The organism is Amycolatopsis sp. GA6-003 (assembly GCF_046267895.1).
In the GTDB taxonomy this organism is placed as follows: Bacteria; Actinomycetota; Actinomycetes; order Mycobacteriales; family Pseudonocardiaceae; genus Amycolatopsis.
Genome location: NZ_CP176499.1, coordinates 6,946,233 through 6,973,042, shown reverse-complemented (window position 1 = coordinate 6,973,042; position 26,810 = coordinate 6,946,233). Strand labels below are relative to the sequence as shown.

General features: G+C 68.9%; 27 protein-coding genes. 16 read left to right on the top strand and 11 right to left on the bottom strand.

Features of this window, described 5'->3' with window-relative positions; all coding sequences use genetic code 11:
- Positions 1 to 69: 69 nt before the first annotated feature.
- Positions 70 to 399, top strand: a complete 330-nt coding sequence (locus tag F9C12_RS31690) for a rhodanese-like domain-containing protein (protein WP_409185423.1) — start codon at positions 70 to 72, stop codon at positions 397 to 399.
- 16 nt (positions 400 to 415) lie between these two features.
- On the top strand, positions 416 to 982 hold the full coding sequence (locus F9C12_RS31685; RefSeq protein ID WP_409462815.1) for a YceI family protein: 567 nt from the start codon (positions 416 to 418) through the stop codon (positions 980 to 982).
- Positions 983 to 1,027: 45 nt separating this feature from the next.
- Here F9C12_RS31685 and F9C12_RS31680 read toward each other — a convergent pair whose 3' ends face one another.
- A complete protein-coding gene (locus F9C12_RS31680; protein ID WP_409462814.1) occupies positions 1,028 to 3,844 on the bottom strand; it encodes an AfsR/SARP family transcriptional regulator in 2,817 nt (938 codons plus the stop codon).
- Between the two features lie 157 nt (positions 3,845 to 4,001).
- Between F9C12_RS31680 and F9C12_RS31675 the strand changes: the two genes are divergently transcribed.
- The gene (locus F9C12_RS31675; RefSeq protein WP_409185420.1) at positions 4,002 to 4,868 is read left to right on the top strand and encodes an alpha/beta fold hydrolase; all 867 of its coding nucleotides are present in this window, start codon (positions 4,002 to 4,004) and stop codon (positions 4,866 to 4,868) included.
- On the opposite strand, the gene F9C12_RS31670 is transcribed toward F9C12_RS31675, so the two are convergent.
- From F9C12_RS31670 to F9C12_RS31660, 3 genes are read right to left on the bottom strand one after another with little or no spacing between them, the layout of a single operon-like run.
- Positions 4,865 to 5,524, bottom strand: a complete 660-nt coding sequence (locus F9C12_RS31670) for a response regulator (protein WP_409185419.1) — start codon at positions 5,522 to 5,524, stop codon at positions 4,865 to 4,867. The two genes, F9C12_RS31675 and F9C12_RS31670, sit on opposite strands and share 4 nt — an antisense overlap.
- On the bottom strand, positions 5,521 to 6,621 hold the full coding sequence (locus tag F9C12_RS31665; RefSeq protein ID WP_409462813.1) for a sensor histidine kinase: 1,101 nt from the start codon (positions 6,619 to 6,621) through the stop codon (positions 5,521 to 5,523). Before F9C12_RS31665 ends, F9C12_RS31670 begins: the two co-directional genes overlap by 4 nt.
- Positions 6,622 to 6,669: 48 nt before the next feature.
- Entirely contained in the window at positions 6,670 to 7,221 is a 552-nt protein-coding gene (locus F9C12_RS31660; RefSeq protein ID WP_409462812.1) for a GNAT family N-acetyltransferase, read from the bottom strand.
- Positions 7,222 to 7,429: 208 nt separating this feature from the next.
- On the opposite strand from F9C12_RS31660, the gene F9C12_RS31655 reads away from it, so the two are divergent.
- The 5 genes from F9C12_RS31655 (at position 7,430) to F9C12_RS31635 (ending at position 12,176) form a co-directional block, all read left to right on the top strand.
- Positions 7,430 to 8,212, top strand: coding sequence for an IclR family transcriptional regulator (locus F9C12_RS31655; protein ID WP_409185416.1), 783 nt, complete (start codon positions 7,430 to 7,432; stop codon positions 8,210 to 8,212).
- Positions 8,213 to 8,559: 347 nt separating this feature from the next.
- A complete protein-coding gene (locus F9C12_RS31650) occupies positions 8,560 to 9,285 on the top strand; it encodes a creatininase family protein (RefSeq protein WP_409462811.1) in 726 nt (241 codons plus the stop codon).
- Between the two features lie 4 nt (positions 9,286 to 9,289).
- Entirely contained in the window at positions 9,290 to 10,168 is an 879-nt protein-coding gene (locus F9C12_RS31645) for an amidohydrolase family protein (protein ID WP_409462810.1), read from the top strand.
- A gap of 32 nt (positions 10,169 to 10,200) precedes the next feature.
- A complete protein-coding gene (locus F9C12_RS31640; protein ID WP_409462809.1) occupies positions 10,201 to 11,067 on the top strand; it encodes a dihydrodipicolinate synthase family protein in 867 nt (288 codons plus the stop codon).
- Positions 11,064 to 12,176: a mandelate racemase/muconate lactonizing enzyme family protein gene (locus F9C12_RS31635; protein WP_409462808.1), complete on the top strand. Its 1,113-nt coding sequence runs from the start codon at positions 11,064 to 11,066 to the stop codon at positions 12,174 to 12,176. Before F9C12_RS31640 ends, F9C12_RS31635 begins: the two co-directional genes overlap by 4 nt.
- Here the strand turns inward: F9C12_RS31635 and F9C12_RS31630 are convergent.
- Both F9C12_RS31630 and F9C12_RS31625 read right to left on the bottom strand, forming a co-directional pair.
- Positions 12,160 to 13,743 carry a N,N-dimethylformamidase beta subunit family domain-containing protein gene (locus tag F9C12_RS31630; protein ID WP_409462807.1) on the bottom strand — a complete coding sequence of 528 codons (1,584 nt, stop codon included), beginning with the start codon at positions 13,741 to 13,743 and terminating at the stop codon, positions 12,160 to 12,162. The two genes, F9C12_RS31635 and F9C12_RS31630, sit on opposite strands and share 17 nt — an antisense overlap.
- On the bottom strand, positions 13,740 to 15,074 hold the full coding sequence (locus F9C12_RS31625) for an MFS transporter (RefSeq protein WP_409185410.1): 1,335 nt from the start codon (positions 15,072 to 15,074) through the stop codon (positions 13,740 to 13,742). The genes F9C12_RS31630 and F9C12_RS31625 overlap by 4 nt, the downstream gene beginning before the upstream one ends.
- A 211-nt stretch (positions 15,075 to 15,285) precedes the next feature.
- Between F9C12_RS31625 and F9C12_RS31620 the strand changes: the two genes are divergently transcribed.
- Positions 15,286 to 16,716 (top strand): FAD-binding oxidoreductase, encoded by a 1,431-nt coding sequence (locus F9C12_RS31620; RefSeq protein ID WP_409462806.1) that lies wholly within the window; start codon positions 15,286 to 15,288, stop codon positions 16,714 to 16,716.
- Between the two features lie 82 nt (positions 16,717 to 16,798).
- Here the strand turns inward: F9C12_RS31620 and F9C12_RS31615 are convergent, their stop codons facing one another.
- Positions 16,799 to 17,245, bottom strand: a complete 447-nt coding sequence (locus F9C12_RS31615) for a VOC family protein (protein ID WP_409462805.1) — start codon at positions 17,243 to 17,245, stop codon at positions 16,799 to 16,801.
- 106 nt (positions 17,246 to 17,351) lie between these two features.
- Between F9C12_RS31615 and F9C12_RS31610 the strand changes: the two genes are divergently transcribed.
- On the top strand, positions 17,352 to 18,521 hold the full coding sequence (locus tag F9C12_RS31610; protein ID WP_409462804.1) for a winged helix DNA-binding domain-containing protein: 1,170 nt from the start codon (positions 17,352 to 17,354) through the stop codon (positions 18,519 to 18,521).
- Positions 18,518 to 19,420: an LD-carboxypeptidase gene (locus F9C12_RS31605; RefSeq protein WP_409462803.1), complete on the top strand. Its 903-nt coding sequence runs from the start codon at positions 18,518 to 18,520 to the stop codon at positions 19,418 to 19,420. The genes F9C12_RS31610 and F9C12_RS31605 overlap by 4 nt, the downstream gene beginning before the upstream one ends.
- On the opposite strand, the gene F9C12_RS31600 is transcribed toward F9C12_RS31605, so the two are convergent.
- Positions 19,413 to 19,877 carry a dihydrofolate reductase gene (locus F9C12_RS31600; RefSeq protein ID WP_409462802.1) on the bottom strand — a complete coding sequence of 155 codons (465 nt, stop codon included), beginning with the start codon at positions 19,875 to 19,877 and terminating at the stop codon, positions 19,413 to 19,415. The genes F9C12_RS31605 and F9C12_RS31600 overlap by 8 nt on opposite strands.
- Positions 19,878 to 19,879: 2 nt before the next feature.
- Positions 19,880 to 20,677: a thymidylate synthase gene (locus F9C12_RS31595; protein WP_409462801.1), complete on the bottom strand. Its 798-nt coding sequence runs from the start codon at positions 20,675 to 20,677 to the stop codon at positions 19,880 to 19,882.
- 90 nt (positions 20,678 to 20,767) lie between these two features.
- Here F9C12_RS31595 and F9C12_RS31590 point away from each other — a divergent pair, with 90 nt between their 5' ends.
- On the top strand, positions 20,768 to 21,976 hold the full coding sequence (locus tag F9C12_RS31590) for a cytochrome P450 (RefSeq protein ID WP_409462800.1): 1,209 nt from the start codon (positions 20,768 to 20,770) through the stop codon (positions 21,974 to 21,976).
- A gap of 58 nt (positions 21,977 to 22,034) precedes the next feature.
- Complete coding sequence (locus tag F9C12_RS31585) at positions 22,035 to 22,928, top strand: hypothetical protein (protein ID WP_409462799.1); 894 nt, start codon at positions 22,035 to 22,037, stop codon at positions 22,926 to 22,928.
- 21 nt (positions 22,929 to 22,949) lie between these two features.
- Here F9C12_RS31585 and F9C12_RS31580 read toward each other — a convergent pair whose 3' ends face one another.
- A complete protein-coding gene (locus F9C12_RS31580; protein ID WP_409462798.1) occupies positions 22,950 to 23,450 on the bottom strand; it encodes a DUF1453 domain-containing protein in 501 nt (166 codons plus the stop codon).
- 77 nt (positions 23,451 to 23,527) lie between these two features.
- Here F9C12_RS31580 and F9C12_RS31575 point away from each other — a divergent pair, with 77 nt between their 5' ends.
- From F9C12_RS31575 to F9C12_RS31565, 3 genes are all read left to right on the top strand, one after another.
- On the top strand, positions 23,528 to 24,121 hold the full coding sequence (locus F9C12_RS31575; RefSeq protein ID WP_409462797.1) for a TetR/AcrR family transcriptional regulator: 594 nt from the start codon (positions 23,528 to 23,530) through the stop codon (positions 24,119 to 24,121).
- 252 nt (positions 24,122 to 24,373) lie between these two features.
- Complete coding sequence (locus tag F9C12_RS31570; protein WP_409185399.1) at positions 24,374 to 25,054, top strand: papain-like cysteine protease family protein; 681 nt, start codon at positions 24,374 to 24,376, stop codon at positions 25,052 to 25,054.
- A 9-nt stretch (positions 25,055 to 25,063) separates the two neighbouring features.
- Entirely contained in the window at positions 25,064 to 25,846 is a 783-nt protein-coding gene (locus F9C12_RS31565) for a hypothetical protein (protein ID WP_409185398.1), read from the top strand.
- Here F9C12_RS31565 and F9C12_RS31560 read toward each other — a convergent pair.
- Positions 25,833 to 26,768, bottom strand: a complete 936-nt coding sequence (locus F9C12_RS31560) for an XRE family transcriptional regulator (RefSeq protein ID WP_409185397.1) — start codon at positions 26,766 to 26,768, stop codon at positions 25,833 to 25,835. The genes F9C12_RS31565 and F9C12_RS31560 overlap by 14 nt on opposite strands.
- Positions 26,769 to 26,810: the final 42 nt, after the last annotated feature.

Sequence of the window (26,810 nt, the reverse complement as noted above, 5' to 3'; positions counted from 1 at the left end):
CATTGCGTGCGGGCGCACCTAATGAGTAGAGTGCGTGCGTACGCACTTAAATCCCCGAAGGAGGCGCTGATGGTCGAGCCCATCACACGCGATGAGGTCAAGAAGCGGATCGACGCGGGGTCGGCGATCGTCGTCGAGGCGCTGCCCGCTGAGTACTACGCGAAGGCGCACCTGCCGGGCGCGCTCAACTTGCCGGTCGATGAGGTCGAGCAGCTCGCGCCGAACCTGTTGCCGGACAAGGACTTCGCGGTGATCGTCTACTGCGCCGACTCGCCTTGCCAGAATTCGGCCACCGTCGCGAAGCATCTGGCGGAACTCGGGTACCGCCAGGTCTTCGACTACGACGAGGGCAAAGCCGACTGGATCGCGGCCGGGCTGCCGACCGAATCCGGCCGTTGAGAGCAAAGGACTCCTGATGACAGAAGCAACTCGGGTGGTCGGCGGAACGGAACTGCCCGCCGCGGGGACCTGGAAGGTCGACCCCGGGCACGCCGAGGTCGGTTTCGTGGGCAGGCACTTTCTGCTCACCAAGGTCCGCGGCCGGTTCACCGGCGTGGACGCGACGGTGGAAATCGGCGAAAAGATCGAGGACACCACGGTGCGCGCGGTCATCGAGATGGCCACTGTGGACAGTGGGGACCAGACCCGGGACGACCATCTCCGTTCCGGCGATTTCTTCGACGTGGAGCACCATCCGCGGGCCACGTTCGACTCGACCTCGGTCACCGTGAACGGCAATGCGGCGACCATGGTCGGGAATCTGACCATCAAGGACGTTTCGCGTCCGGTCACCCTCGCCGTGGAGTATCTCGGGCACGCGCGCGATCCGTGGGGAAACGACCGTGCGGTGTTTTCCGCGCGCGGCAAGATCAACCGCGAGGATTGGGGGCTGGTCTGGAACATGGTGCTGGAGTCGGGCGGACTTCTCGTCTCCAAGGAAATCGAACTTGTCCTTGAGATCGAGGCGATCCGCGCGTCCTGAGTGGACAGTGGACGGCCGGGTTGCCCGCCGGGCCAACCCGGCCGCTCAGTTCGCTTCAGCCGGCACCGCGGCAGCGAGGTCGAACTGCTCCCGCGCCGCCTCTTCGTCGCCCCTGGCCTGATGACAGGCACCGAGCCGGTTCCGGACCTCGACCTCCGCCCACGGCGACATCTGGTCCGTCAACGCGTCCAGCGCCCGCAGGTGATACGAAAGCGCGAGATCCAGATTCCCCAATTCCTGCTCGGCCGTACCGAGCCGCGAAAGCGAACTCACCAGCAGCAGCCGGTCGTCGACCCGCTCGGCCAGCTCCACCGCCTCGCGCAAGGGTTCCGCCGCTTCCTCGGGCCGGCCCGCATGCAGCCGGACGCTGCCGATATGGCTGGAAACCCGGCCCAGCATCGCCGGGTTTCCAGTCGAGACCGCGACTTCCCGCGATTCGGAGAACCGGGCGAGCGAGCGTTCGTATTCGCCCTGTTTAAAATGCACATAGCCGAGCCCGGAAACCGCCCGTTCGACCAGCCAGCTGTCGGCCACCTCGGCGGCCATGGCCCGGGCCTCGTTCAGCACCCGTTCCGCTTCGTCGAGCGGTCCGGCGAGCATGGTGACCATTCCTAGTCCGCACAGGCCCCGCGCGGTTTCCCGCCGGTCGCCGTTTTCGCGGCTGATCCGCAGCCCTTCCTCGCACCACTGCCGGGCTTGCGCGGAATCCCCCAGCGCGAGGTGCGCCCAGCCGAGCCCGAACCGCAACGCCGTCACCATCCGCCGGTCCGCCGCTTTGTCCACTTCGGACAACGCGAAGTCCAGCAGGGCAACGCATTCGCGGTACCGGATGCGCCGCACGAGATAGTCGACGGCACCCTCGGCGATCCAGCACGCGTAGTCCGAATGGCCGGCGGCGACCGCGGAGGACACCACTTCCATCAGGTCGCCCGCTTGATCCAGCCACGCCGACGCGTCCACCAATCCGGCGAAGGGCGAATCGGTAGGCGTCGGCCCACTGGGAAAACCGGGTTCGTCCCATTCGCTCGCGGCGCGGCAGGCGTGCAGATACACCCCTAGCCCGCTGGCGACGTCGGGTTCGTCCCCGGCGAGGCGGCGCGCGTACACCGCGACCAGGTCGTGCATCCGGTACCGGCCCGCGGCGGGCGCCTGCACCAAGTTCGCGTCGACCAGGTCCTCGAGCACGGTTTCCGCCTCGCTCCGGGAACAGCCGAGCATCGCGGCCAGCACCAGCTCGTCGGATTCCGGCGCGGGCGCGCGGCCCAGCGTGCGGAAGGCGCGTTGAGTTTTGGGCGGAAGCTGGTCGTAGGAGAGCCGGAACGCGGCCTCGACACTGCGTTCCTCCGCGGTCAGCTCGCCGAGCCGGCCGGTGTCGTCGGCGAGCCGGTCCGCCAGGTCGCGGAAAGTCCACATCGGACGGTTCTGCAGCCGGGCTCCCGCGATGCGCAGGGCGAGCGGAAGCCGTCCGCACAGGCTGGCCAATTCGCGGACGGCCTCGCGTTCGGTGTTCGCGCGCGCCGGGCCGACAATGCGGCTCAGCAATCCGGCCGCGGCGGCGGAAGTCAACGGGCCCAAGGAGATCCGGCGTTCAACGTCCAAACCGGGCAGTCGGCGTCGGCTGGTGATCAGCACCCGGTTTCCGGTCCCGCCGGGCAGCAGCGGGCGGACCTGTTCGGCGCTGACGGCGTCGTCCAGCACCAGGACCAGGCGCAGCGGCGCGGTGGCCGCCCGCCAGTTCGCGGACAGTTCGTCCAGGTCGTCCGGAATGTTCTGGTCGTTCACGCCCGCCGAACGCAGCAACCGGCGCAGCACCCGGACCGGAGCGAGCGGAGCCCGGCCGGTGCTGTGCCCGTGCAGGCCGACGAACAGGCAACCATCGGGATGTTCCTCGCGCAGCAGCTGGGCTGCCCGCACCGCCAGCGCCGTCTTGCCCGCCCCGGGCACCCCGTCCACCGCCGAGACCGCACTCCCCGGCGCGACGAGCCGGGCCAGTTCGTCGTCGCGGCCGGCCAGCTCGCCGACGTCGTGCGGCAGCTCGTCCCGGATCCGGGGCGCCGCCGCTGGCCGAGCGGCGACGCCGAGCGTCCCGTCGTCGCCGCGCAGCACCGCCTCGTGCACCCGCCGCAGGTCCTCGCTGGGTTCGAGCCCCAGCTCATCACGCATCCGGAGGCGGAACTCGCGCCAGGTGTCGAGCGCGTCGCTCTGCCGGCCGGCCCCGTAGAGGGCCCGCATGAGCAGCCCGGTCAGCGATTCGCGATCCGGATGCTCGGCGAGCAGCGCCGTCACCTCGCTGATCGCCGACGCGTAGTCACCCAGCCGGATCAGCGCGTCGGTCCGGCCCTCGACCAGCCCGACCCGGCGTTCGACGAAGCGGCGCCGCTCCCGTTCGGCGAACGGACCGGGCAGTCCGGCCAGCGGAACGCCCTCGTAGAAGGCCAGCGCCTGGCCGTACCCGTCGGCCGCGGCGGCGAGCGCACCGGCCGCGGCGGCTTTCTTGGCCCGGGCGGCGAGCTGTTCGACCCGCACCGCGTCCACGCCGACGCCCGCCCCGGCGAACCGGTACCCGCCCGGGTCGGTCCGCAGCACTGATTTCGCGTCCGCGCCGGCCGCGGCCAGCGATTTCCGCAGCTGGTAGATGTAGCCGGGCACGCCGTCGCTCTCCGGCGGACGCTCGCCCCACACCCGGTCGACCAGCTCGGCCCGGCTGACCGTCACGTCCGGCCGCAGGAGCAGCGCGATCAGCATCGTCGTCCGCAGCACCGGCCCGAGTTCCAGCGGCTGCCCGCCGTACCAGCCGCGGACCGGCCCGAGCACCGCGAACTCCAGCCCGCGCGCCGCTCCTCCCGCGTCCCCCGATGACATACCAGGAGTTTAAGCCAGCTCCCGCCGGTGTCCCCCGCGAGAGCTACGCACAGGTGTCCACCGCGCGGGGACGATTCCGCACCGCCGGATCAGTAGCTTTTTCCGGGCCCGGCACGGTCTTCGTGGCTCCGGGATTCAGTCGTCAGAGGGGTTGGGAATGCGCAAGGTAGCGGGGGCCGCGGCACTGGCGGCTTGTCTGGTGCTGACCGGATGCGACGAGGACTCGGACGGGGATTCGGGCAGCGCGCCGGCCAGCCAGTCCGCGTTTACCGGGGTGAAGAAAATCACCGTCGACGGAAAAGCGGTGAATGTGTCCTGTGCCGGTGCTGCCGAAAAGGGGAAACCCGTCGTCATCCTGTTGCCGGGAGCCGGCGACGGACTGGACAAAATGGCCGGTCTGCAGGAAACGCTCGGAAAGAAGAACCGCGTGTGCTCCTACGATCGGCTCGGCGCGGGCGCCAGCGATCAGCCGGACGGACCGCAGACCTTCGAGACCACCGGGAAGGTGCTCACCGGCGTCCTCGGCCAGCTCGCGGCGGACTCTCCGGCGGTACTGGCCGGGCACTCGCTCGGCGGCCTGATCGCCGCCCGCTACGCCCCCGGCCACCAGGACAAAGTCAAGGGGCTGGTGCTGATGGACGCCACCTCGCCGACGCAGAACGCCGATCTGGTCAAGGAGATCCCGGACACCGCCACCGGGGACGCGGCCGCCCTGCGCACCCAGAACCTGGCCGTTTTCAAGGGAGAAAACCCGGAAAAACTGGTCGTCGCCGACGCCGAGGTGAAATCGGCCGGGGACATTCCGGTCGAGGTGATCAAGCACGGCCAGCAATACCTCGCGCAACTGCCGCAGTACGGACCGGGTCTGGAGCGGGCGTGGACCGAGGGCCAGCAAAAATGGCTCGCGCTGTCCAGCCGGGCGAAACTGGTCATCGCGCAGAACAGCGGACATTACATTTATGTCGACCAACCCGAAATCGCGGTGCGGGAAATCGAGGAGGTCGCCGCCCGGGTCTCGGGTTAATCGGCCAGCCCGTGCCGGTAGGCGTAAACCACTGCTTGCACCCGGTCGCGGACGCCGAGTTTGGCGAGCATGCGCGAAACGTAGGTCTTCACCGTTTCCTGGCTGAGCACGAGCGTCGCGGCGATTTCGCTGTTGGACAGCCCTTCCGCGACCAGGCGGAGAACCTCCAGCTCGCGCGGGGCCAGCGGCAGTGCACCCGGATCCGCGGGAGCGGGGCGGATCCGGGTGGCGTACCGGCCGACCAGCTGGCGCGTCACCTCGGGGTCCAGCAGCGCCGCGCCGGACGCGACGGTCCGGATCCCGTGCAGCAGCTGCTCTGGCGGAGCGTCCTTGAGCAAGAACCCGGCGGCCCCGGCACGCAACGCCTGATAGACGTTCTCGTCGAGGTTGAAATTGGTCACCACCAGCACTTTCACCGGCCGGGCGACGTCGGCTCCGGCGAGCAGGCCCGTCGCGGTGATGCCGTCGAGCACCGGCATCCGCACGTCCATCACCACGACGTCGGGCTCCAGCTCGCGGGCCAGCTTGACCGCGGCCTGCCCGTCGCCGCATTCGCCGACGACTTCGAGATCCGGCTGCGCGTCGACGATCGTCACCAGGCCGGTGCGAACCAGCGCCTGGTCGTCGGCCACGAGAACCCGCAACGGCGCGCTCACGCCGGGATCCGGGCGCGGACGTAAAACCCGCCGTCTTCTGCCCGGCCAGCGCTGAACTCGCCGCCGGCGTCGTCCACCCGCTCGCGGAGCCCGGCCAGCCCGCGCCCGCTGCCGCCGATCGCCGCGTCCGCCCCGCTGCCGGTGCGCACTTCCACGGTGACGCCCTCCTCGCCGTGCCGGACCTGGACCGAGGTGGGGCTGCCGTGCGCGTGTTTGAGTGCGTTGGTCAAAGCTTCCCGCACGACGCCATATGCCACCGGCACCGCACTGGAATCCGCCGGCGCGGGAGTGCCCTCCTCGGTGAACTCCACGGGCTGCCCGGCTCGCCGCGTCTGCTCGACCAGCGTGTCCAGTCCGAGGCCGGGCTGGGCGCCGGGGTTGAGCAGGTCGAGCAGATTCCGGAGTTCGGCGATGGCCTGCCGGCCGGTGCTGGTGACCGAGGAAAGGGTCTGCTCGAGCCGGTCGCCGGTGAGATATCGGGCCGCTTCGGTTTGCACGACCATCGCCGTCACGTGATGTGTCACGACGTCGTGCAGTTCACGGGCGATCCGCGACCGCTCGGCCGCGCGGGTTTCCTCGGCGACGCGGCGACGCCGTTCGGCTTCGGCCGCCCGGGTCGAGCGCAGCCACGCCCCGATCCCCCACACGACGACCAACGAGAGGTAGAAGGCGATCACCCCGGCCGCTGATTCGCCGCCGCCGCGCAGCGGAAACGCCGCCACGAACGCCAGATACGCCGCGGTGAACCCGACCGCGGCGGCGCGGCGTCCCCGCTCCGCCCGCCAGCCGACGTTGAGCACCGCGACCGGCAACGCCGAGCCGGCGAACGAGTGGTAGCCGCACAGCTGGTCGATCGCGAACCCCGCGGACACCAGCGCGAGCACGCCGATCGGCCACCGGCGGCTTCCGGCGAGCGACAGCGACTGCAACGCGACCGCCACGACGGCCAACGCGTCGAACGGCCGGGAGGGCAGCCCGCCGAACTGCGTGCCGAACGTCTGCAGCGACGGCAGCAGCGACCCGGCGAAAACCAGCAGGCCGAGCAGGGGAAACCACACCGCGCGCCGCGTTTTCGAGACCCACCGGAGGTTGATCACCCGGTGAGTGTATTCCGGACGAAAACGGTGCCGTACCGCCTTGCCCCGCTACTCTCCGGCAGCCCACCGGTCCCGGGTCAGGTCGTACTCGACCTCGCCGTGCTCGGTGCCCGGCAGCGGATCGTCGAAGTGCAGGTGGAACGTGCGGACGTAGGTCAGCCCGGCCCGCTCCATCACCCGGCGCGACGGAGTGTTCACCGCCATGGTCTGCGCCCACACCCGCTCGGTGCCCCACTCGGTAAATCCTTTGTGGATCGCCGCCCGGGCGCCTTCGGTCGCGTAGCCCCGGCCCCAGGCCTTCGCCAGGAGCCGATAGCCGAGTTCCAGTTCCGTCGTGCTGCCGTCTTCCGGTGGTTGCAGGGAAATCCAGCCGAGGAACTCGCCGGTCAGTTTCTCGACCGCCGCCCACCGCCCGGCCGGCCCGCGCGCGTAGTCGCCGAGGATGGCGGGCAGCACTTTCTGCTCGATCTCCGTACGAGGCGTCGGCGCGCCGGTGAGGAACCGCATCACGCGCGGGTCGCTGTCCAGCTGGACCAGATTGTCCAGGTCCGCTTCGGTGAAGCGCCGCAACAGCAATCGGTCCGTCTCGAGAATTTTCACCTGCCCCCAATCCTGCCGCGATCCGGTCGCGCGATTCCGGCAACCGGCCGTTCCGCTTGACTGCCGACGCTAATACTTCCCGTCCGGCTTCCTCCGCCACAGGTCCGAGTACCGTCCACAGTGGCGGCCTCAAGCTATTTCGGCGCCGGGCGACCGGACGCTACCGTAGTCCGAAGATGACTACAGGTATCCGAAAGGTTGATGTCGGATGAGCGAATCCTCGGGCAAAGCAGCCTCGCCAGCCGCGGACCGGACGTTGACGGTACTGGAGGCGCTCGTGCGCGCCGAGGAACCGCTGACGCTGACCGCACTGGCGAAGGCCGCCGGGGTGCCGCTCGCGACCTGCGCGTCTATCGCGTACACGCTGGAGCAGCGGGGATATGCCGTGCGGCGGGTCGTCGGCCGAAGCCACTTCTGGCGGCCCACCTTGCGCCTCTACGGACTGGCCATCGAACTGGTCCGAAAGGTCGACCTGCCGTCCCTGGTCCAAGCCGACCTGCGGCGGCTCGCGGAAAGCCTCGGAATGCCCGCACATGTGGGGATTCTGGAGGATGCTTCCGTGGTTTATGTCGCCAAGGCTTCTACGCCAGGGTTTGTGCAGTTTGATACTTACCGGGGGAAAGTCGCGCCGTTCGACCTGACTGCTTTGGGGCGGGCGATTGCCGCGCATCTGCCGGAGGCTGAGTTGAAGCCGTTGCTGTCCCGGCTTTCGCGCGGGGTGGGGCCTAAGGCCGCGGCTCCGGATGCGGGTCGGTTTTTGGCTTTGCTGGCTAAGGTGCGGGCGGATGGGTATGCGCTTGAGAGCGAGGAGGAGCAGGCTGAGATCGCTTGCCTTGCCGCGCCGTTCTTCGACGCCGAGGGGGCTGTCGCTGGGGCGGTTGGGGTGACCGGGTTTGCTCGGCAGTTGGTTGGCGAGAAGAGGAGGGCTGCGGCGCGGGGGGTGGTGCAGGTGGGGCAGGAGGTTTCGCGGCGGTTGGGTTTTGCGGGGTGAGCGTTCAGTTCGCCGCACCGCGCTCCCGTCACTTTCTCACCGGGGAATTTTCGCGCCGCCTTGCTTGCCAATGGAAGCGCTCTCCAGTTTTCTTCACCGATTCTCGACACCACGTATGCAGCCGACCTCGAGAACCCATGCTTGCGGTTACCTCGACCAGCAAGGCGCGAAGGTCCGGTTCCACCACGTGTCTGGTCGCGTCACCGACCAAGGACGCTGGCCCGCTCGCGCTCTTGCCGTCCGGGCAACGGCATTGCTTCTCCTCCCCCGATCGACTATCTTCCTGAATCAGGAAGACTTCTACGAAATACCGGAGGATAGGCCAACCGGAGTATCGGGGAGACGTCGTGGGCGCACTGGTGCGCTGGGCGGAGGCCGACCGCGCTGCTGTGCGTCGGGTGCTTGCTGAGGCGCTCGTCTTGGTGCCCATCGGGGCGACCGAGCAGCATGGGCCGCATTTGCCTGCTGGGACGGATGCGTTTCTCGCGGCTGCGGTGTGCGAGCGGGCGGCTGAGTTGGCCGCACCGGGCAGCGGACGGGACTTATTGCTCGCGCCGCCCGTTCCGTATGGGGCTTCCGACCATCATTTACCCTTCAACGGCACGCTTTCTCTTTTGCCGCAGACGTTGTTGCATGTGTTGGACGATCTGGCTCGCTCGATCGCGGTGCAGGGCGGGCGGCGGATGGTCGTGGTCAATGGGCACGGGGGCAACGTCGGCGTCTGTCATGCGTTCGCGGGTGCGGCGTCGACTCGGCATGGGCTTGCGGTCGCGCATACCGACTATTGGCGGGTTCTCGAGCCGGACGACATTGTGCCTGGGCATGCTGGTGAGTTCGAGACTTCGCTGATGTTGGCGGTTCGCGGGGAGTTGGTTCAGGAGCGGGCAACGCGGGAGCAACCAGCACCGGCCAGTGTGTCTGATGTGGACATTCATTCTGCGCAGATGTGGCGGAGCATTGACGGGTATACCGATCAGCCTGAATTAGCTACGGAGAGCCGGGGGCGCAGGTGGTTCGAGGAGATCGCCACCGGGCTCGCGGATCGGTTCGGAGCCCTGGCGGAGGTGTTGTGAAGCCATGATCGTGGACGTGCACACTCATACTCCGACTCACCAGACTGCGGTGCCGGAGAACGAGCGGCGCGTTTACGACGGGTGGCGGACTGATCGTCCGGTGGTCACCACAAATTCCTGGGCGGACTACGACCGGGCTGCCGAGGCCGCAGATTTGTCCATTGTCTTCAATATCGCGGTCGAGAACCCGGAGGAAGCGACTGGGCTGCCGTATCGGGCGGAGGACACCAATACCGCTACCGCGGCGTTCGTGACTGCTGACCCTCAGCGGCGGATCGGGTTCATGTCGGTGAATCCGACTGCGCCCAACGTGTTCGAAGAGGCTGAGCGGTGCCGGGAACTGGGGTTGGCCGGGGTGAAGCTCGGGCCGAATTACCAGAACTTCGATCCGTTGTCGCAGCCGGCGTTGGAGTTCTACCGGTATTGCGAGCGGCATGGGTTGCCGATCCTGTTCCACCAGGGTGCGTCGCCGATTCGGCAGGCGCCGCTGCGGTACACGTATCCGCTGGTCACGGACGAGGTTGCGCTGCAGTTTCCGGAACTTCGGATCGTCATGGCGCACATGGGACATCCTTGGGGGCGCGAGACCGTGGTGACGATCCGCAAGCATCCGCACGTCTATGCCGACGTTTCCTCGATTTACCTCCGGCCTTGGGTCTGTTACGAATCGCTGCTCGCGGCGCAGGAGTGGGGCGTGCCGCACAAGCTGCTGCTTGGTTCGGACTTTCCGATCGCGACTACCGCGGAGGCGATCGCGGGGATACGGCGGGTCAACGACATCGTCGCGGGCACTGCGTTGCCGAAGATTTCCGCTGAGTTGATCGAGGGAATCATCCACGCCGACGCGGTTGGTGCGCTTGGCCTTCAGAAAGGCATGCGATGACGCCTGTTCGCGGAGTGTCTCCCGTTCTCGAAGTGCCTTTCACCGACGACGGCGAGGTCGATGTTTCCGGCTTTCGCCGGGTGATCCGGCACGTGCTCGGGACCGGGGTCGGGAGCGTCATGTTCCCTGGGTTTGCTTCGGAGTTCTACAAGCTCGCGGAGGACGAACGGCAGACGCTCACCGAGGTGTTGCTGGCCGAGACGACGCCGCGGGCGGATGTTTTGGCCATTGTCGCGGTTCAGGATCACGCGACTCGGCTCGCGGTGAAACGGGCTAGTGAGGCGGTGGCGGCCGGGGCGGATTTGATCAATCTTCTGCCGCCGCATTATCTGCGGCCGTCGCGGAAGGCGTTGGTCAAGCATATCCGGGAGGTGCTGGACGCGGTCGCGCCGACTCCGGTGGTGTTGCAGTACGCGCCCGCGGAGACTGGGACGCGTCTGGACGCGGACATGCTGCGCAAGATCGCGGCCAAGCATGCGAATCTGCGGCTGGTCAAGGTCGAGTCGAGTCCGCCGGGGCCGTTGATCGCCGAGCTGGCGGCTGGGGATCCCCCGCTTCCGGCGGTCGAGGGGTACGCGGGCGTGCAGTTGCCGGACGCGATCCGGCGGGGCGCGGTCGGGACGCAGCCGGGGTGTTCGTTCACCGAGATCTACGTGGAGATCTGGCGGCGTTTCGAGGACGGCGACGACGCGGGCGGCGACGAGCTGCACCGTCGCCTCCTCCCCTACATCTCCTACTGGATGCTCGACACGGAACGGATTATCGCGGCGGAAAAGCTGATTTCGGTCCGCCGGGGGTGGTTCGGGAGCCCGTACTGCCGCGCGCCCGCACACCGGCTCGATGCCGAGGACCTCCGGATGATCGACCGGTTTCTCGACGAGTTCCGCGAGTTCCTGTGAATACCGTCGAGGACCTCGAGGTCGTCGCGGTCAGTCCGGTCGTGCGGCCGAAACTCGTGGTAGCCGGGGCTCGCGGGACGCATGACCGTTCCGACTTCCTGCTGGTCCGGGTGACCACTTCGGACGGTGCGACCGGTCTGGGCGAGGTCAGCGCCACGCTTCAGTGGAGCGGCGAAGACGCTGGCACGGCGGAATATCTCATCGGAAAAGCCCTTGCTCCGGCGGTGCTCGGGCAGCCGCTCATTCCCGTTGCCGACCTTGAACGGCGCATGGACGAGGCGGTAAATGGGACACCGTTCACCAAAGCGGGGATATCGACGGCGTTGTGGGACGCGTACGCGCGCACGCTCGGAGTCCCGCTCGCGGTGGCGCTCGGCGGTCCATTAAGGACTGAGATACCAGTCAAATGCTCGCTCAGCGGCAGTGGGCAACGGCTTCGTGAGGTCTACCAGGCGGCCTACGAGGCGGGATTTCGCAGTTATAAGCTGAAAATCGGCTTCGAGCCACAACAAGACGCACGTCGTCTCAAAGAGGCCCGGAAGCTCGTGGGCGCGGACACGTTCCTCGGTTTGGATGCGAACGGTGGTTACCGGCCTGCGGACGCGGCCCGGGCGATCGAGTTGATGCGCGACCAGGATCCGGCGTTTCTCGAGCAGCCGGTGGCATCCGGAGACCTGACCGGGATGCGGGCGCTGCGCGGGCGTGGATTGTCCATTGTGGCGGATGAAAGCGTGTTCGGCACCGACGATCTCGTCTCCGTAATCCGGGCTGAAGCGGCAGACGCGGTCAGTTTGTATATCGGCAAGGCGGGCGGTCCGGGACGGGCGGTGTCGATGGCGCATCTCGCGAACGCGTTCGGGGTGGACGTCGTGCTAGGGTCCAATGGGGAGCTGGGAATCGGTGCGGCGGCCCAGCTGCACGCGGCGTGCGCTGCGCCGGGGCTGTCGGCCCGGATCCCCTCCGACATCATTGGTGCGCATTACTACGAGCGCGACATCCTGAAGACGCCGTTGGACAGTGACGGCCGGACAATCCGGCTCGGCGACGCGCCAGGGCTTGGCATCGAGGTGGCCGACGACATCGCCGCTGGGTTCAGGAGCGTCCGGTGAACCGGTCGAGGACGTTCGCCGTCACCGCCGCGACGCCGTCGTCTACCAGCACCGCGGAGGACCAGGCGATCGAACCGACCGAGAAGACCTCGCCGCCGCTTTCCGTGGAGTAGCAGGCGAGCTCGCCGCCGCCGTTGCCGGGGTTCAGGCCGCGGGCGAGTACGTGGGTCCCTGGTGGACTGTGTGGTCCGGTCTTGTCGGTTTCGTGGCCGGAAGCGCCGCCTGGGCACCGTTCGTGCAGGCTCCGGACACCGAAGAGGTCTCCTTTGCGCAATCCGGTGCCGCGGAAAGCCCAGTGTCCGGGATCGACGACCTCATACGGTGCGCCGGTCATCGCCCCGGCGCTGGTGAAGACCACGCCGAACAGTTCCGAGGTGGGGCGGAAGGTGCGGTGCATCCGGCTCTCGTGCGGACCCGATTCGACGGCCTGGGTACGGAATCGCAGGGTGCCGGCAGTGAAAACCACTTCGCAGTCGGCTACATTGCCGCCGAAGTTGGCCAGCTTTCCGCCGCGATCGTGCACCCAGGAATAGACTGCCGAATACATCTCGCGGGACCAATACTCCGGATGCGTGCTCAGGACCAGCACGCGGTAGCTGTCCAGCGGCAGGGTTCCGTCGTGCAGGTGTGCGTCGGAGTAAAGGTCGTATTCGTAACCGTTGCGTTCGAGCCAGCTGAGCAGTCGCCATTCCGCGGCGGCCAGGTGGCACGGCTGCCTGCTGCGGATCGGGTCCTCCGGCCGGGCATCAGCGCTGATCTGGTTCAGCGGTTCCGGGCGTTCGAAGGACAGCGGCGGGTACGCGTCGTCGGGCAGTGCGTGTTCGCTGAAGCTTGATTCCCGGTAGCGCGGCATTTCCAGGCGGGGCACCAAAACCGGCGCGGCGGGCAGTCCGGAGGCGTTGAGGTAATTGCTGCGGCCGCCGAAATTGTTGTAGGCGTTCCAGGTGTTGGTGGACGCGATCACGGCGATCGGCGCGGTCGGCTGGCTCGGCGCGACCACCCACGGGAACGAGAAGCGGGCTCCGGATTCGCCTTCGACGTGGAAATAGTACAGGCCGCTGCGGTCCGGAGCGGTGACGTACTGGCGGTGTGCCGGATCGGCGTAGCCCTTTTCGTTGAATCGCACGCCGGTTTGCGTGTAGTCGCCATCGGGTGTCACCTGCACGGTGGCGCGCGGCGCGTGTTCGTCGAACCAGCCGAGCAGCGTCGTTTCCTCGGCCGCCGCGCCGTGCCGCCACAAGCTCAGGCGGTACGGCTCGGGGCTGTGGATCCGGAACTCCCCCTCGTCGCCGCTGCGGGCCCATTTCGGCCAGACATAGCCGAAAATCCGGTCGGACAGCAGCCGGAACTGGTGTGGTTCGCCAGTGCCGAGTGCGACGTCGACGTGCTTGGCGCCGTAGCCGTCCTTGGCGAGGGTGACGCGGTATTCGCCGGGCGGGAGGTCGGCGTGGACCGCGCCGGACGCGGTGGAGCGGGCGGTCCGGTGCGAGCCGGGCGCGCTGATCTCGACAGCGACGTCGGGCAGGGCGAGATAGCGTTCGTCGCTGACATATCCCAGCAGGGTCATACTGTCGCGGCTTTCGGTTCGGCACTCGGTTCCGGCAGCGGTTTTCCGGCGCGTTCGGGCAACCGCAGCATCGCGAGCGCGCTGAGCACGCAGCCGGCGATCACGTAAATGCCGACGCCCCAGACCGCGCCGGTCGCGCCGACCAGCCACGCGCTGAGGTACGGCGCGAATCCGCCGCCGAGCACCGCGGTGAGTTGATATCCCAGGTTGACGCCGGTGACCCGGGAGCGGGTGTCGAACAATTCGGACAGAATCGTCTGGGACAGCGCGGACATCGCCATCACGAACACCGAGAAGCCCAGCACCATCGCGACCGCCACGAGGACCGGGTTCTTCGTCTCGAACAGCCAGAACACCGGGAAGATCACCACGGCCAGCCCGACGCAGCCGCCGAGGAAGACCGGCTTCCTGCCGATCCGGTCGGACAACGCGCCCCACGTCGGCGCGAGAACGATTTGCGCACCGGCGGCGACCATGGTCGCGGTAAGCGCCACCGAGGCGGGCATGCCGAGATCTTTTTTGACATACGACGCGCCGTAGGTGGTGATCACGTAACCACCGATGCTGTTGGCGAAACCGAAAAGAACGCCGTAGATCACATTGCGCGGCCGGCGCAGCACGGCGACCAGCGGAATGCGCCCGCCGACGGCCTTCTCGCGGGCGCGTTCGAACTCCGGCGTCTCGCCTACTCGCAGCCGGATGACCAAACCCGCGACCAGCAGCACGACGCTCAGCAGGAACGGAATCCGCCAGCCCCAGGCCAGGAAATCCCGGTCGGGAAGCAACGCGAACAACGCCATCAGCCCGGAGGAAACGAGCAGCGCGACGCCCGCGCCGGAAAGGAGCAGGGCTCCGTAGAGACCGCGTTTGCGCGGCGCGGCATGCTCGACGGCCAGCGAGATCGCCCCGCCCATTTCGCCGCCGGTCGAGAAACCCTGCAGCAGCCGCAGAATCACCAGCAGAATCGGGGCCGCGACGCCGATCTGGCGGTACCCGGGCAGTGCGCCGATGAGAATCGTGGCGATCCCCATCAGCACAATGGTCAGGACCAACGCCTTCTTGCGGCCGAACCGGTCCGCGATGTGCCCGATCACGATGCCGCCGACCGGGCGCAGCACGAACCCGACGGCGAAGGTGGCGAACGACGACAGCTGGCCGCTGAGCGGGTCCGCGGACGGGAAGAACACGGCCGGGAACACGACGGCGGCGGCTAGGCCGAACAGGTAATAGTCGTAATACTCGAGCAGGGTGCCGATACTGGAAGCCAGCACCGCGGACCGGCGCGCCGGGGCCGGGACGGGACCGCCAAGGTCGGAGCTGTCTGCACCCATGCCGCCCGCACCTCCTGATCCGATGGCGGATCAAGGCCGGTCGACCTCGACCCCGCGCCCCCCGAATCACGCATTTTCGAAATACCGAAGATACGTCTTCTATTTCGGAAAGATTAGTCTATGCTGGCGGCGTCGGACAAGGGGAATCTCGGGGCGGGCCGACGGGTTTCTTGCCATCCGCGCGGGCCGCCGAGCCGTGGAGGGGTCGTCCATGACGTTGAGCCGTCGTCGTCTTTTGCAGTGGTCCGCGGTCGCGGCGGGCGCGGCCGCGCTCGGCACCGGAACCGTTGCGGAGGCGGCGGAAAAGGACCCGGACTGGACGGCGTTGCGCAAGCGGCTGCACGGCGCGCTCCTGCTGCGAAACGACGCTGGCTACGAGGAAATCCGCCCTCCGTTCAACCTCCTTTACGATGATCGTTATCCACCGGCGATCGCCCGCTGCGTCGATGCCGACGACATCCGGAAATGCCTGGATTTCGCCGCGGCGAACCGCATCAGGTTCGCGGCGCGCAGCGGCGGGCACAGTTACGTCGCGTATTCCACTCCGGGCAACGGATTGGTCGCGGACCTCAAGCTGATGAACCGCGTGGAGGTCCGCCGGAACGGCACCGCGGTCGTCGGCCCGGGCGCCCGGTTGATCGACGTCTATCACGCGCTCGCCGCCGAAGGCCGCGCATTGCCGGGCGGCACGTGCGGTTCGGTCGGCATCTCCGGACTGGCGCTCGGCGGCGGAATCGGCGTGCTGATGCGAAAATACGGACTGACCTGCGACCACCTCGTCGGCGCGAAAGTGGTGACGCCGCGCGATCTTCGGGTGCGTTCGGTCGACCCGGGTTCGGACCTCGGCTGGGCGCTCACCGGCGGAGGCGGCGGGAACTTCGGGATCACCGCGGAATTCACCTTCCGCACCGTGCCCGCGCCGCCGCGGGTCACCGTGTTCGTGGTGAACTTCCCCGAGGGCTCCGGCGCCGACGTCTACGGGGCGTGGCAGGACTGGATCACCGCCGCGCCAAGGGAATTCTGGTCGAACATCTCGGTGCTCGGCGGCCCGAACCCGGCGGCGGGGGTGCCCGGCTGCCTCCTCGGCGGCGAACAGCGGGCCCGCGAACTCATCGCGGACCTGGAACGCCGGGCCGGGGTCAAGGGCGCCGTCAGCGGTTTCCAGGAGACGGACTATCCGGGCGCGATGGATTTCTGGTCCGGCAACCTCGGCCGCCGCCGGTTCACGGCCGCCTCCCGGGTGCTGACCCGCAAGGCGGACCCGGCGAAGCTGAGCGCGCTCGTCACCGGCGAGACCAAGGTCGCGCTGGAGGTGAATCCGCTCGACGCGGCGGTCTCGGACGTCCGGCCCACCGACACCGCGTTCGCCCACCGCGGCGTGTTCGGCGACGTGCAGGTCTACCTCTCCGCGGCCCCGGACGTCGACCGCGAGACCGCGAAACGCGAGGTGAACGACGTCCAGACGCGGCTGGCGGAATTCGCCACCGGCGGCGCTTACGTCAACTACCTCAACGACGACCAGAAGGACTGGGCGACGGCGTACTACGGGGTGAACCTTCCGACGCTCCGGGCGGTAGCGGCGAAGTACGACCCGAGTGGGGTGCTCGCGTTCGAGCAGGGTCTCTCGCCGTGCCCGGGGTGAAAGCCGGTCTGCGGCCGGCGCAGGACTCCGGCCGCAGACCGGTGGGCCACACGTCCGGTTCCCTTCCGGACCGGCCCGAAGACTAGGCGGCGACCTGCAGAATCCAGGTGACCCCGAACCGGTCCCGGAGCATTCCGAATCCCGGGGACCACCGGGACGGGCCGAACGGCTCGATCACCGTCGCGTCCTCGGCCAGCTTCTTCCAGCACTCCCCGACCTCGTCGACGGAATCGCCGCCGACCGACAGGAAGAACCTCTCCGTCGTGATGGTCATCCCGTTCTCGCGGCTCGTCTCGCCGACCGGTGCGGGCGCGGCGGCGCCGGGCACGTCGTAAGCCATCACCTGGAATCCGTTCTCGCCCACGACCTGGCCGAACACGACCTGGTCCGCGCCCGGCGCGTCCTGGGGCATGCCGAAGTCGCCGTACGTGGCGACCTGGATTTCCCCGCCGAACACCGACCGGTAGAACTCGAGCGCCGCCCGGGCCTCGCCCCGGAAGTTCAAGTGGGCGACGGCGTGCACTGCCATGATTTCGACTCCTCGATTCCCGCGCCGAACCCGTTCCGGCGCTGGCACCGAGGTTCGCAGCAGTAGCGGTCAGGCAGTGGCCGCTATTTCCGGCATGATCGAAACCATGCGAAAGGTGACCGACGACGAGCGACGGGACCGGATCGGGCTGCGGCACGCCTTGGCGACCGCCGCGACCGGGGTGGAGGCCGCCGTCCGCGCGGTCACGTGCTTGCACGCCACTGAGGCCAGCAGCAGCTACCTCTCCGCGTACGCCCGCTCCCGTGCCGACCGAGAGTCCATTTCGGACGCATTGTTCGGCCGACGGACGGTGGTGCGGCAGTTGGCGATGCGCCGGACCGTGTTCGCGTTTCCGGTCGATTTGCTCGCCGCCGCAAGGGGAAGCGCCTCCGCCCGGGTGACGCGGCAGCTCACCGCGCGGCTGGCCAAGGACGCCGAACTCGCCGGAATCGACGACGGCCCGGCTTGGGTCGACAACCGGTGTGCGGAAGCGCTCGAAGCAATCCGCGAAGAACCCGGGACCACCGCGCAGCTGCGCGCCAGAGTCCCCGAATTGAACACACGGATCGCCGCCGAGGGACGACCTACCGTCCTCGCTCCGGCGGGATCCCGGGTGCTTTCCGTGCTCGCCGCGAGCGGTTCGGTGGTTCGCGGGAACAACGCGGGCCGTTGGCAGGTGTCGCGTCCAGTGTGGACAGATATCCAGCAGTGGCTCGGCGAGGATCCGGGCGTCCTGGACGAACGGGAGGGCTACCGGGAGCTGGTACGGCGGTGGCTGTGGTCGTTCGGGCCGGGCACCGAGGACGACCTGGTGTGGTGGCTCGGCGCGACGAAAACCGCGGTCCGCCGGGCGCTGGACGACGTCGGCGCGGCGCCCGCCCTGCTGGAGGACGGGACCCCGGCGTGGCTGCATCCCGACGACGACGAGGAGGTCCGCCTCGACCGGGATTGGGCGGCGCTGCTCCCCGCTCTCGACCCGACCACGATGGGCTGGCGCCACCGCGACTTCTACCTCGGCGGCCACGGACCGCAGCTGTTCGACGGCGCGGGCAACGCCGGTCCGACCGCGTGGTGGAACGGGCGGATCGTCGGGACCTGGACGCAGCAGCCGGACGGAACGGTGGAGGTCGTGCCGGTCGAACCGGTGCCGGTCGCTGCCGCGGCCGCGCTGGAAGAGGAGGCGGCGAAGCTGACGGCCTGGTTCGATGGGGACGTGGTCGCTACGGGTTACGTGCCGCCGGTCGTCCGCGGCCGGGTCAGCCGGGGGTCCGCGTGACCGGCGTCGTGCTGCCGCCGCGCCTTCGGCCGGGCGACCGGGTCCGGCTCGTCTCCCCGGCGAGCTGGCCCACCGAAGAACTGCTCGCGGAGTCCGTGCGGACGCTGGAAAGCTGGGGCCTGACCGTCGAGGTCGGCGACCACGCCCTCGACCGGCACGGGTACCTCGCCGGACTCGACGAGGACCGGCTCGCCGACCTCAACGCCGCCTACCGCGACCCCGGCGTGCGCGCGGTCGTCGCGACCCGCGGCGGGGCCGGGGCGTACCGGATCGCCGACGGGATCGATTTCGCCGCCGTGCGCGCGGATCCCAAGCCGCTCATGGGGTTCAGCGACATCACCAACCTGCACCTCGCGCTGTGGCGGCACTGCCGGATCGCCGGGATCCACGGCTTCCTCGCCAGCGCGCGCTCCGCCGAATCGACCCGGCGGCTGCTGTTCGAGACCGAGCCCGCGACGCTGCGCCGGGACCCGGACGCGCTCACCGCCGCGGTCTCGTTTCCCGGCACGGCCACCGGGAACCTGGTCGGCGGCCACCTCGGCACGGTGATCGGGTTCATCGGGGCCGGGCTGCCCAGCCTCGATGGCGCGATCCTGTTCCTCGAAGCCCCGCGCGCGATCGGGCTGGGCCAGGTCGACCGGCAGCTGACGCACCTCATGCGGTCCGGTTCGCTGCGCGGTCTGCGCGGGGTCGCGCTCGGCCGGTTCCCCGGGTTCGAGGATTACACCGACCGGGGCTGGACCGTGCTCGACGTGCTGCGCGACCGGCTCGGCGCGCTGGACGTCCCGGTGCTCGGCGGCCTCGACGTCGGGCACGGCGACTCGCCGCTTTCGATCCCGCTCGGACCCCTCGCGACGCTCGACGGCGACACGCTCACCGTCGGGCCCGCGGTCAGCTAGGACCCCAGCTCAGGTGCCGGTAGTGCAGGCCGTTCTTCGACTCCTGCCATTCGCCGACGGTGTCCGGTTCCCGGCCGATCTCCGGCGCGTAGACGTCGCCCTCGAAGGACTCGCGGAGTTCGGTCACCTCGATCCGGTCGGCGAACGGCAGCGACTCCTGGTAAATCCGCGCGCCGCCCATCACCCACACGTCGCCGTCGGCGGCCGCGAACGCTTGCTCCAGGTCGGAAAACGTCTCCGCGCCGTCCTGCGGCGTGCGGGACACCACGAGGTTCCGCCGTCCCGGAAGCGGCCGGAAGCGCTCCGGCAGCGACTCCCACGTGCGCCGTCCCATCAGCACCGTCGCGCCCGCGGTCACCGTGCGGAAGTGCTTCATGTCCTCCGGGATATGCCACGGCAACGCGTTGTCGCGGCCGATGACGCCGTTCGCCGCCTGCGCCCAGATGAGTCCGATCATGGTCACACCGCCACCGGGGCTTTGATGCCGGGATGCGGGTCGTAGCCCTCCAGCGCGATGTCCTCGTAGCGGTAGTCGAACAGGCTGTCCGCCGGCTTCAGGCTCAGCGTCGGGAACGGCCGCGCGTCCCGGGACAGCTGCTTGCGCACCTGCTCGACGTGGTTGTCGTAGATGTGGCAGTCCCCGCCGGTCCAGATGAAATCGCCGACGCCCAGGCCGACCTGGTCGGCGATCATGTGCGTCAGCAGGGCGTAGCTGGCGATGTTGAACGGCACGCCGAGGAACAGGTCCGCGCTGCGCTGGTACAGCTGGCAGGACAGTTCGCCGTTGGCGACGTAGAACTGGAAGAACGCGTGGCACGGCGGCAGCGCCATCTGCGGGATGTCCCCGACGTTCCAGGCCGACACGATGATCCGGCGCGAATCCGGGTTCTCGCGCAGCGTGCGCAGGACCTCGCTGATCTGGTCGACGTGCCCGCCGTCGGGCGTCGGCCAGGACCGCCACTGCACGCCGTACACCGGGCCGAGGTCGCCGTCCTCGGCCGCCCATTCGTCCCAGATCGTGACGCCGTGGTCGCGCAGCCAGGTGACGTTCGAGTCGCCGCGCAGGAACCACAGCAGTTCGTACGCGATGGACCGGAAGTGCACTTTTTTCGTGGTGATCAGCGGGAATCCGTCGGCCAGCCGGTAGCGCAGCTGGTGCCCGAAGATCGACCGCGTGCCCGTGCCGGTGCGGTCCCCCTTCTCCGCCCCGGTGTCGAGCACGTGCTGAAGCAGGTCTTCGTACTGCGTATCCGGCATGCCCGAATGGTAGTCGAGCCAGCGGCGTGTCAGCGGGATGTCAGCCGCCGCGGTGACGCTGGTCGCACCACCACGGAGAGGGGATCGAAGATGACCCGCCCACCCGGCCTGCCGCTCGAGCGCGACGCGGGACCGTTCGCGCCGCCGTCCGCCATCACCCGGCTGCGGGAGACCCGGCCGGTGAGCCCGCTGAAGTTCCCGGACGGGCACGACGGCTGGCTGGTCACCGGCTACGACGCGGTCCGCACGGCGCTCGCCGACCCGAGGTTCAGCTCGCGCCAGGACCTCGGGCAGGTGCACGTGCCCTACGAAACGCCGAGCATGCCCGAGGCACAGGAGGAGTTCGGCCCGTCGCCGCAGGTGCCCGGCCTGTTCATCACGATGGACCCGCCGGACCACGCCCGGCTGCGCCGGAAGCTCACCGGCGCGTTCACGGTGAACCGGATGAAACGGCTCGAGGAGCACATCGGCGAAATCGCGCGGCGGCAGCTCGATCATCTCACCGAATGTCCTAAGCCGGTCGATCTGGTGAAGGAATTCGCGCTTCCGATGCCGTCGCTGGTGATCTGCGAAATGCTCGGCGTCCCGTATTCCGACCGGGAGACGTTCCAGAGGAATTCCGCGCAGATGATGCTGCGGGACCAAACCCTCGAGGACAAGATGGCCGCGTGGAACGAGATCACGGCGTATCTCGGGAAGCTGGCGGCGGGCAAACGCGCGGATCCCGGCTCCGACATCCTGTCCGACCTGGCCCGCGACGAGGACCTGAGCATCGAGGAACTCGTCGGGATCGGGTTCCTGCTGCTGCTCGCCGGGCACGAGACCACGGCGAACATGCTGGCGCTGGGCACCTTCGCCCTGGTGGAGAACCCGGAGCAGATGGCCGCGCTGCGCGCCGATCCGGACCTGATTCCCGGTGCCGTCGAGGAACTGCTGCGCTATCTCACGGTAGTCGACATCCTGTTCCGGTACGCGTCCGAGGATCTCGAACTCGGCGGCGAAAAGATCAGCAAGGGTTCGACCGTTCTGCTTTCGCTGCTGGCCGCCAATCGCGATCCCGCGCATTTTCCCGGAGGCGGCACCATCGACGTCGAGCGGAAAGCGCGCACGCATTTGTCGTTCGGGCACGGCGTGCACCAATGCCTCGGCCAGCAGCTCGCCCGGATCGAAATGCGCGTGGGATTCGCCGGGCTGCTGCGCCGCTTCCCGGCGCTCGCGCTCGCGGTCCCGCCGGAGGAGGTGCCGCTGCGGACCGGCATGAGCATCTACGGCGTCCACGAGCTGCCCGTCACCTGGTGAAGCCAAGACGTCAACCGATCAGTTGACGCATCCCGCGTCAACCTATACGTTGACGTTCATGACCGACCCTGTGCAAGCAATGGCCGCCCGGTACTTCCGGCACCGCGAGAACCCGTTCCTCGGCGAACTGGTGCGCGCGGCGAGATCCGGCCGCCAGCCCGGCGAGGACCTCAGCGCCGAAGACGCGGCCGGGGCGTTGCACCTGGTCCCGGACGTGCGAAGCGACCTGGACCGAGCCGAGGTCACGCTGATCGAATCGGTGCTGGACCGCGGCTGGACCTGGGAGCAGCTGGGGGCGGAGTACGGCAACCGGTCCAAGCAGGCGATGCAGCAGCACTACCGGCGGCGCGGCGGGAAACGTTCCTGGCCGGCCAAGGAACGCCCGCCGCGCGCCGAATCGCCGCACCGGCTGACCGACGAGGACCTCGACCCGGCCGACGTGGCGAAGGTGCGCGAGGCGATCAGCGCCTTGCTCGCCACCGCGCACGACGTCGCCGAAACCCACACCGTCGACGGAACGTGGACCGCGGGCGAACCCGTCCTGGAGGAGATCTCGGCGATCGGGCTGGATCCGTTGCCGCGCTTGGAAGTCGCGTGCCGCACGGCGGCGAAGGCCATCGAAGACATGATCGTCGCGGGATGGGAACACCGGGATCCCGGACGCGAGGCGCGGCGGCGGCAGTCGTGGACGGTGCGGCTGGACGACGAGACGCGCGACCTGGCGTCCTGGCTCGACCGGGAACCGCAAGGGCGGCTTCTCCCCCGCGCCGACCGTCCGCTGGTCGTCGGCACGACCACCGCCGTACGGGCGGACCACGTCGAGATCGCCGCCGAGGACGTCGAACAGGTCCAGGAAGCGCTCAGCCTGACCCTCGCCCGGCTCGAAGCCCACCGCGCCGTGGTCGACCAGGTCATCGACGAACTGCGGCGACGGCAGGCGGAATTGTCCTGAGCGAAGGCACCGGGAGCGGAGTCACCGGGAGCGCAGCCACTTGTCCCACGGCCGTTCCTTGTCCTTCGCGAACGGCACCTCCGAGAGCAGTCCGCGCGGAATGAGCACCAGCGCTTCGCCGGCGAAGCTGACGCCGATCGCCAACTGGTGCGGCCTCGCCTGTTCGTGCATGCCGAATTTCACCGCCAGCATGGTGAATCCGACCGAGGCGGCGACGCCGAGCACGAACAGCGCGAGGCTCGATTTCCGGTAGCGCTGCCACAACTCGCCCTTCTTCGCATACAGCCGGATCGTCGCGCCGCGCGCCGCGCCGAAGGCGAGTCCGACCACGCAGCTGCCGACGATCCACCACACGTCGGTACTGGTCAGCCCCGGGAAGCCGACCACCCCGGCGATGCCGATGGCGATCAGCACGACCGGCGGCGCGACGGTGTCCCGCCAGTTCAGCGGCTCCCCGAGCATCCGGAACACCAGCATCACCACGACGCCGACGACCAAGCCCGCCAGGACCCATCCGCTCATCGCGATCCCTCCCCAGACCCCTTTTTAGCACCTCGATGCTAAATCCATCGTGGCATCGTCGTGCTATAACCGCAACCATGCCGAAGATCGTGGTGCCGGAGGACCGGCGGAAGGCCGTCAGCGAGGCCGTGGTCCGCGTCGTGCGCCGCTCCGGCGTCGAGGGCGCGACGCTCGGCAACGTGGCCAAGGAAGCGGACCTCGCGATCGGGTCGATCCGGCATTACTTCGCCGACCACGAAGCGATGATGATCTTCACCATGGACCAGCTCGGCCATCGGATCGGCGAGCGGGTCGCGGCGCGCGCGGACGCCCTGCTCGCCGCCGAAACCGGCCGCCGGACGCTGGTCGAAGACCTGCTCGCCGAATTCCTCCCGCTCGACGACGACCGCCGCGACGAAGCGGTCGCCTGGCTCGCGTTCACCGTCGCCGCCCGCACCCGCCCGGCGTTCCGCGCGAGCGCGGAGGCCCAGCACCGGTACCTGCGCGACCTGATCGCGCGGATCCTGCGCGAGGCGGTCGCGCTCGGCCGGCTTCCCGAAGAACTGGACCTGACCGTCGAGGCGGTCCGGCTGTCCGCGGTGGTCGACGGACTGACCATGCAGGCGGTGCTGTATCCGGAATCGACGCCTCCGGAACTGCTCCGGGACGCACTCCGGCGCAGCCTGCCGTAATCCCCCAGTCCCTTGTGGACCGACCTCCTCCGGCGCGGTTCATCGCCTGTGAACGCGCGGTGAATATTGCGAATTACCGGTCGCCGCGGTGAGCGAAACCGCGGCTGGGCCAGTCGTTTTCCCGCGAAACCGGCTGTGAACACTCACACCGCGTGCCGGAGCCGTTGCCCTGCGGGAGCGGGCAGCACACAGTGATGCTCGGCCGGGGCACCCCCGGCAAGCTCCCTTCCCCGTCTGGCACAAGGAGATTCGATGGATTACCGACCCACCCGGCGGACAGTCCGGATAACGGTGGCGACCGGGGCAGCCGCGCTTGCCGTGGCGCTGCTTCCGGGCACCGCGCTGGCCCAGTCGGCCAACGACGCGAACCAGCCGAACGGCCTCATCAAGACCGCCACGCACACCCAGGTGCAGGAAGTCCAGCCGCTCGGCGGACGCGTCGCGCATGCGCTGCCCGCCTCCAAGCAGCTCGAATACAACCAGCAGGTGCAGGAAAACGACCAGTGGTGCTGGGCCGCGGACGGCTCCAGCATCGAGCAGTCGCAGGGCGGCACCGCCACCCAGGAGGAATTCTGCGCGGCGGGCAAGGGCACGCAGGCCGGATACTGCCCGAACGAGGGCGGCCAGATCTACGAGATCGTGCAGGGCTTCCAGGGCACCGGGTTCTCCGCGCAGGACGCGAACGGGCCGATCAGCTACTCCTCGGTCCAGAACCAGGTCAACTCCGGAATCCTGAACCTGACCGGCATCTACTGGACCTCCGGCGGCGGGCACGCCGAGGTGATCTACGGGTACGACAGCTCGAACCAGTCGCTGATGGTCGGCGACCCGTGGCCGAGCTACGAGCGGTACCAGACCTGGGATTACAACCAATACCGCCGCAACGCCCAGTTCACCTGGAACGACACCATCGTCAACATCAAGAAGGGCTGACGAGCCGCCATGGGTGAGATCTGCCGGAAGTTCGCCGCCGGCGCGGCGATCGCGGTCGCGGCGCTCCTGTCCGCCGGTCCCGCCGAGGCCGCCGGGGCCTCGTGGGTCGCGCCGCCGTCGGAGCAGGACGTCGCGGCCGCGGTCAAAGCCGCGGAAACGGCACGCGCGATCAGTTTCGCCAAGTCGAACTTCCGGCAGGTCGGCCACGCCGATCCGGGCCGGATCACCCTCGGGAACCAGGGTTTCCCGGTCTACACGCTCAACCCCGACTTCGTCACCGCGAAACCGGGCGCGCCGGCCGGGGTGCTGCGGGCGATCGCGGTGACGGCCACCGCGGCCACCGGCGCGAAAGCCACCCTCCGCGCCGCGCCCGACCGCACCGCGCCGAACGGCTGGTCGGTCGGGAACGTGTTGTCCGGCAACGACGAGGAGACGCTCAGCGCCCGGCTGCGCCCGGGTTCGGTGCTGCTGAACGAACCGCAGATCAACGGCTGGTACGACCTCGGCCGCGACGGCGTCGTGCTGTTGCAGGCCAGCCTTCCGCAGTCGCCGGTCGGCCAGTTCACCCCGATCGCCGAGTACCAGCGGCAGGTGCATGCCCGCTATGCCGACAAACTGCCCGGTTCGGATTACCAGCGCAGCGGCGGGATCGGGTTCAAGCAGACCCTCCAGCGCGACACCGGACCGGCCGGTTCGCTGACCGTCGGGCTGATCGTGTTCGGTTCCGCGGTGGCCGCTGGCGGCGCGTTCCTGTTGTGGCGCTGGACGAAACGGCGGATCAGTCCCAAATGAGATCGACCCCGGCGATGCCGACGCCGAGTTCCTCGAAGTAGGCGCTGATCGTGTTCCCCGGCCCGCAGAACAGCGGCTCGCGGACCAGCAGCTCCAGGTCCTCCCGGGGCCGGACGGTCCGCAGGCAGCGCGCGGGCAGCGCGGCCGGGTCGAAGCGCAGCCGCAGCAGGTACGCCGACATGCGGGAGCGCACGACCCGGTGGAAACTCCCCGGCCGGACCGAGGCGGCGGGACGCAGCGTGAAGCCGAACGTGTGGGTCTCCCCCTCGGCAAGGCCCCGGTCGAAGAGCACCTCGAACACCATCCCCGCCGACCGCGCGCTGCGGCGCACCCGCCCGACCCGGCAGCCGTCGACCGCGACGATCTCCGTCGCCGTGACGTCGCTGCCCTCCTCGTCCTGGTGCGTCACCAGGAAGCTGTCCGGACCGGATCTCCGGGCCCGCACCACCATGGTCGAGGAGATCTCCTCGGTCCGGCCTTGCGCGCCGAGCGTCAGTACGTCGACCACCGTCGCGACGTCGAGATCGGCGTTCTCCTCCACACCCGGCGTTCCGCTCAGCTCGTCGCGCAGCGCGAACGTTTCCGCCCAGCTCTGCTGGAGTTCCGGCAGCGACGGACGGCGGTCGGCGTCCGCGGTCCGGTGCGGTCCGATCAGCACGACCAGGCTGTCCGGCGGCAGGTTCAGCACCGACTCCAGAGCGCGCACGACATCGAGCGAGCGGGGCGCGGACGGGCTGCGCAGACCGCGCTGCCAGTAACTCAGCGTGGACTCGGCGACCGAAACCCCGTGCGCGGCGAGATGGGCGCGCAGCCGCGAAAGGGACAGCCCGCGCCGGTCGACGGCCTCGGACAACGCGCGGTGGAACGGGCCGGACCGGACTGTTCGCGCCGACCACCGGACCGCCAAGCTCTGCTGCTGCATCTGGCTTCCCCTGCTCGTGCCGAATAGCTGTTCAGCATGAGC

Bases quoted from the DNA above. Each gene is read 5' to 3' on its own strand.
- F9C12_RS31570 (WP_409185399.1), top strand. From the start codon at position 24,374: ATGGATTACCGACCCACCCGGCGGACAGTCCGGATAACGGTGGCGACC.
- F9C12_RS31690 (WP_409185423.1), top strand. From the start codon at position 70: ATGGTCGAGCCCATCACACGCGATGAGGTCAAGAAGCGGATCGACGCG.
- F9C12_RS31585 (WP_409462799.1), top strand. From the start codon at position 22,035: ATGACCGACCCTGTGCAAGCAATGGCCGCCCGGTACTTCCGGCACCGC.
- F9C12_RS31575 (WP_409462797.1), top strand. From the start codon at position 23,528: ATGCCGAAGATCGTGGTGCCGGAGGACCGGCGGAAGGCCGTCAGCGAG.
- F9C12_RS31685 (WP_409462815.1), top strand. From the start codon at position 416: ATGACAGAAGCAACTCGGGTGGTCGGCGGAACGGAACTGCCCGCCGCG.
- F9C12_RS31595 (WP_409462801.1), bottom strand. From the start codon at position 20,677: ATGCCGGATACGCAGTACGAAGACCTGCTTCAGCACGTGCTCGACACC.
- F9C12_RS31565 (WP_409185398.1), top strand. From the start codon at position 25,064: ATGGGTGAGATCTGCCGGAAGTTCGCCGCCGGCGCGGCGATCGCGGTC.
- F9C12_RS31675 (WP_409185420.1), top strand. From the start codon at position 4,002: ATGCGCAAGGTAGCGGGGGCCGCGGCACTGGCGGCTTGTCTGGTGCTG.
- F9C12_RS31620 (WP_409462806.1), top strand. From the start codon at position 15,286: ATGACGTTGAGCCGTCGTCGTCTTTTGCAGTGGTCCGCGGTCGCGGCG.
- F9C12_RS31610 (WP_409462804.1), top strand. From the start codon at position 17,352: ATGCGAAAGGTGACCGACGACGAGCGACGGGACCGGATCGGGCTGCGG.
- F9C12_RS31630 (WP_409462807.1), bottom strand. From the start codon at position 13,743: ATGACCCTGCTGGGATATGTCAGCGACGAACGCTATCTCGCCCTGCCC.
- F9C12_RS31560 (WP_409185397.1), bottom strand. From the start codon at position 26,768: ATGCAGCAGCAGAGCTTGGCGGTCCGGTGGTCGGCGCGAACAGTCCGG.
- F9C12_RS31655 (WP_409185416.1), top strand. From the start codon at position 7,430: ATGAGCGAATCCTCGGGCAAAGCAGCCTCGCCAGCCGCGGACCGGACG.
- F9C12_RS31625 (WP_409185410.1), bottom strand. From the start codon at position 15,074: ATGGGTGCAGACAGCTCCGACCTTGGCGGTCCCGTCCCGGCCCCGGCG.
- F9C12_RS31600 (WP_409462802.1), bottom strand. From the start codon at position 19,877: ATGATCGGACTCATCTGGGCGCAGGCGGCGAACGGCGTCATCGGCCGC.
- F9C12_RS31590 (WP_409462800.1), top strand. From the start codon at position 20,768: ATGACCCGCCCACCCGGCCTGCCGCTCGAGCGCGACGCGGGACCGTTC.
- F9C12_RS31615 (WP_409462805.1), bottom strand. From the start codon at position 17,245: ATGGCAGTGCACGCCGTCGCCCACTTGAACTTCCGGGGCGAGGCCCGG.
- F9C12_RS31580 (WP_409462798.1), bottom strand. From the start codon at position 23,450: ATGAGCGGATGGGTCCTGGCGGGCTTGGTCGTCGGCGTCGTGGTGATG.
- F9C12_RS31680 (WP_409462814.1), bottom strand. From the start codon at position 3,844: ATGTCATCGGGGGACGCGGGAGGAGCGGCGCGCGGGCTGGAGTTCGCG.
- F9C12_RS31645 (WP_409462810.1), top strand. From the start codon at position 9,290: ATGATCGTGGACGTGCACACTCATACTCCGACTCACCAGACTGCGGTG.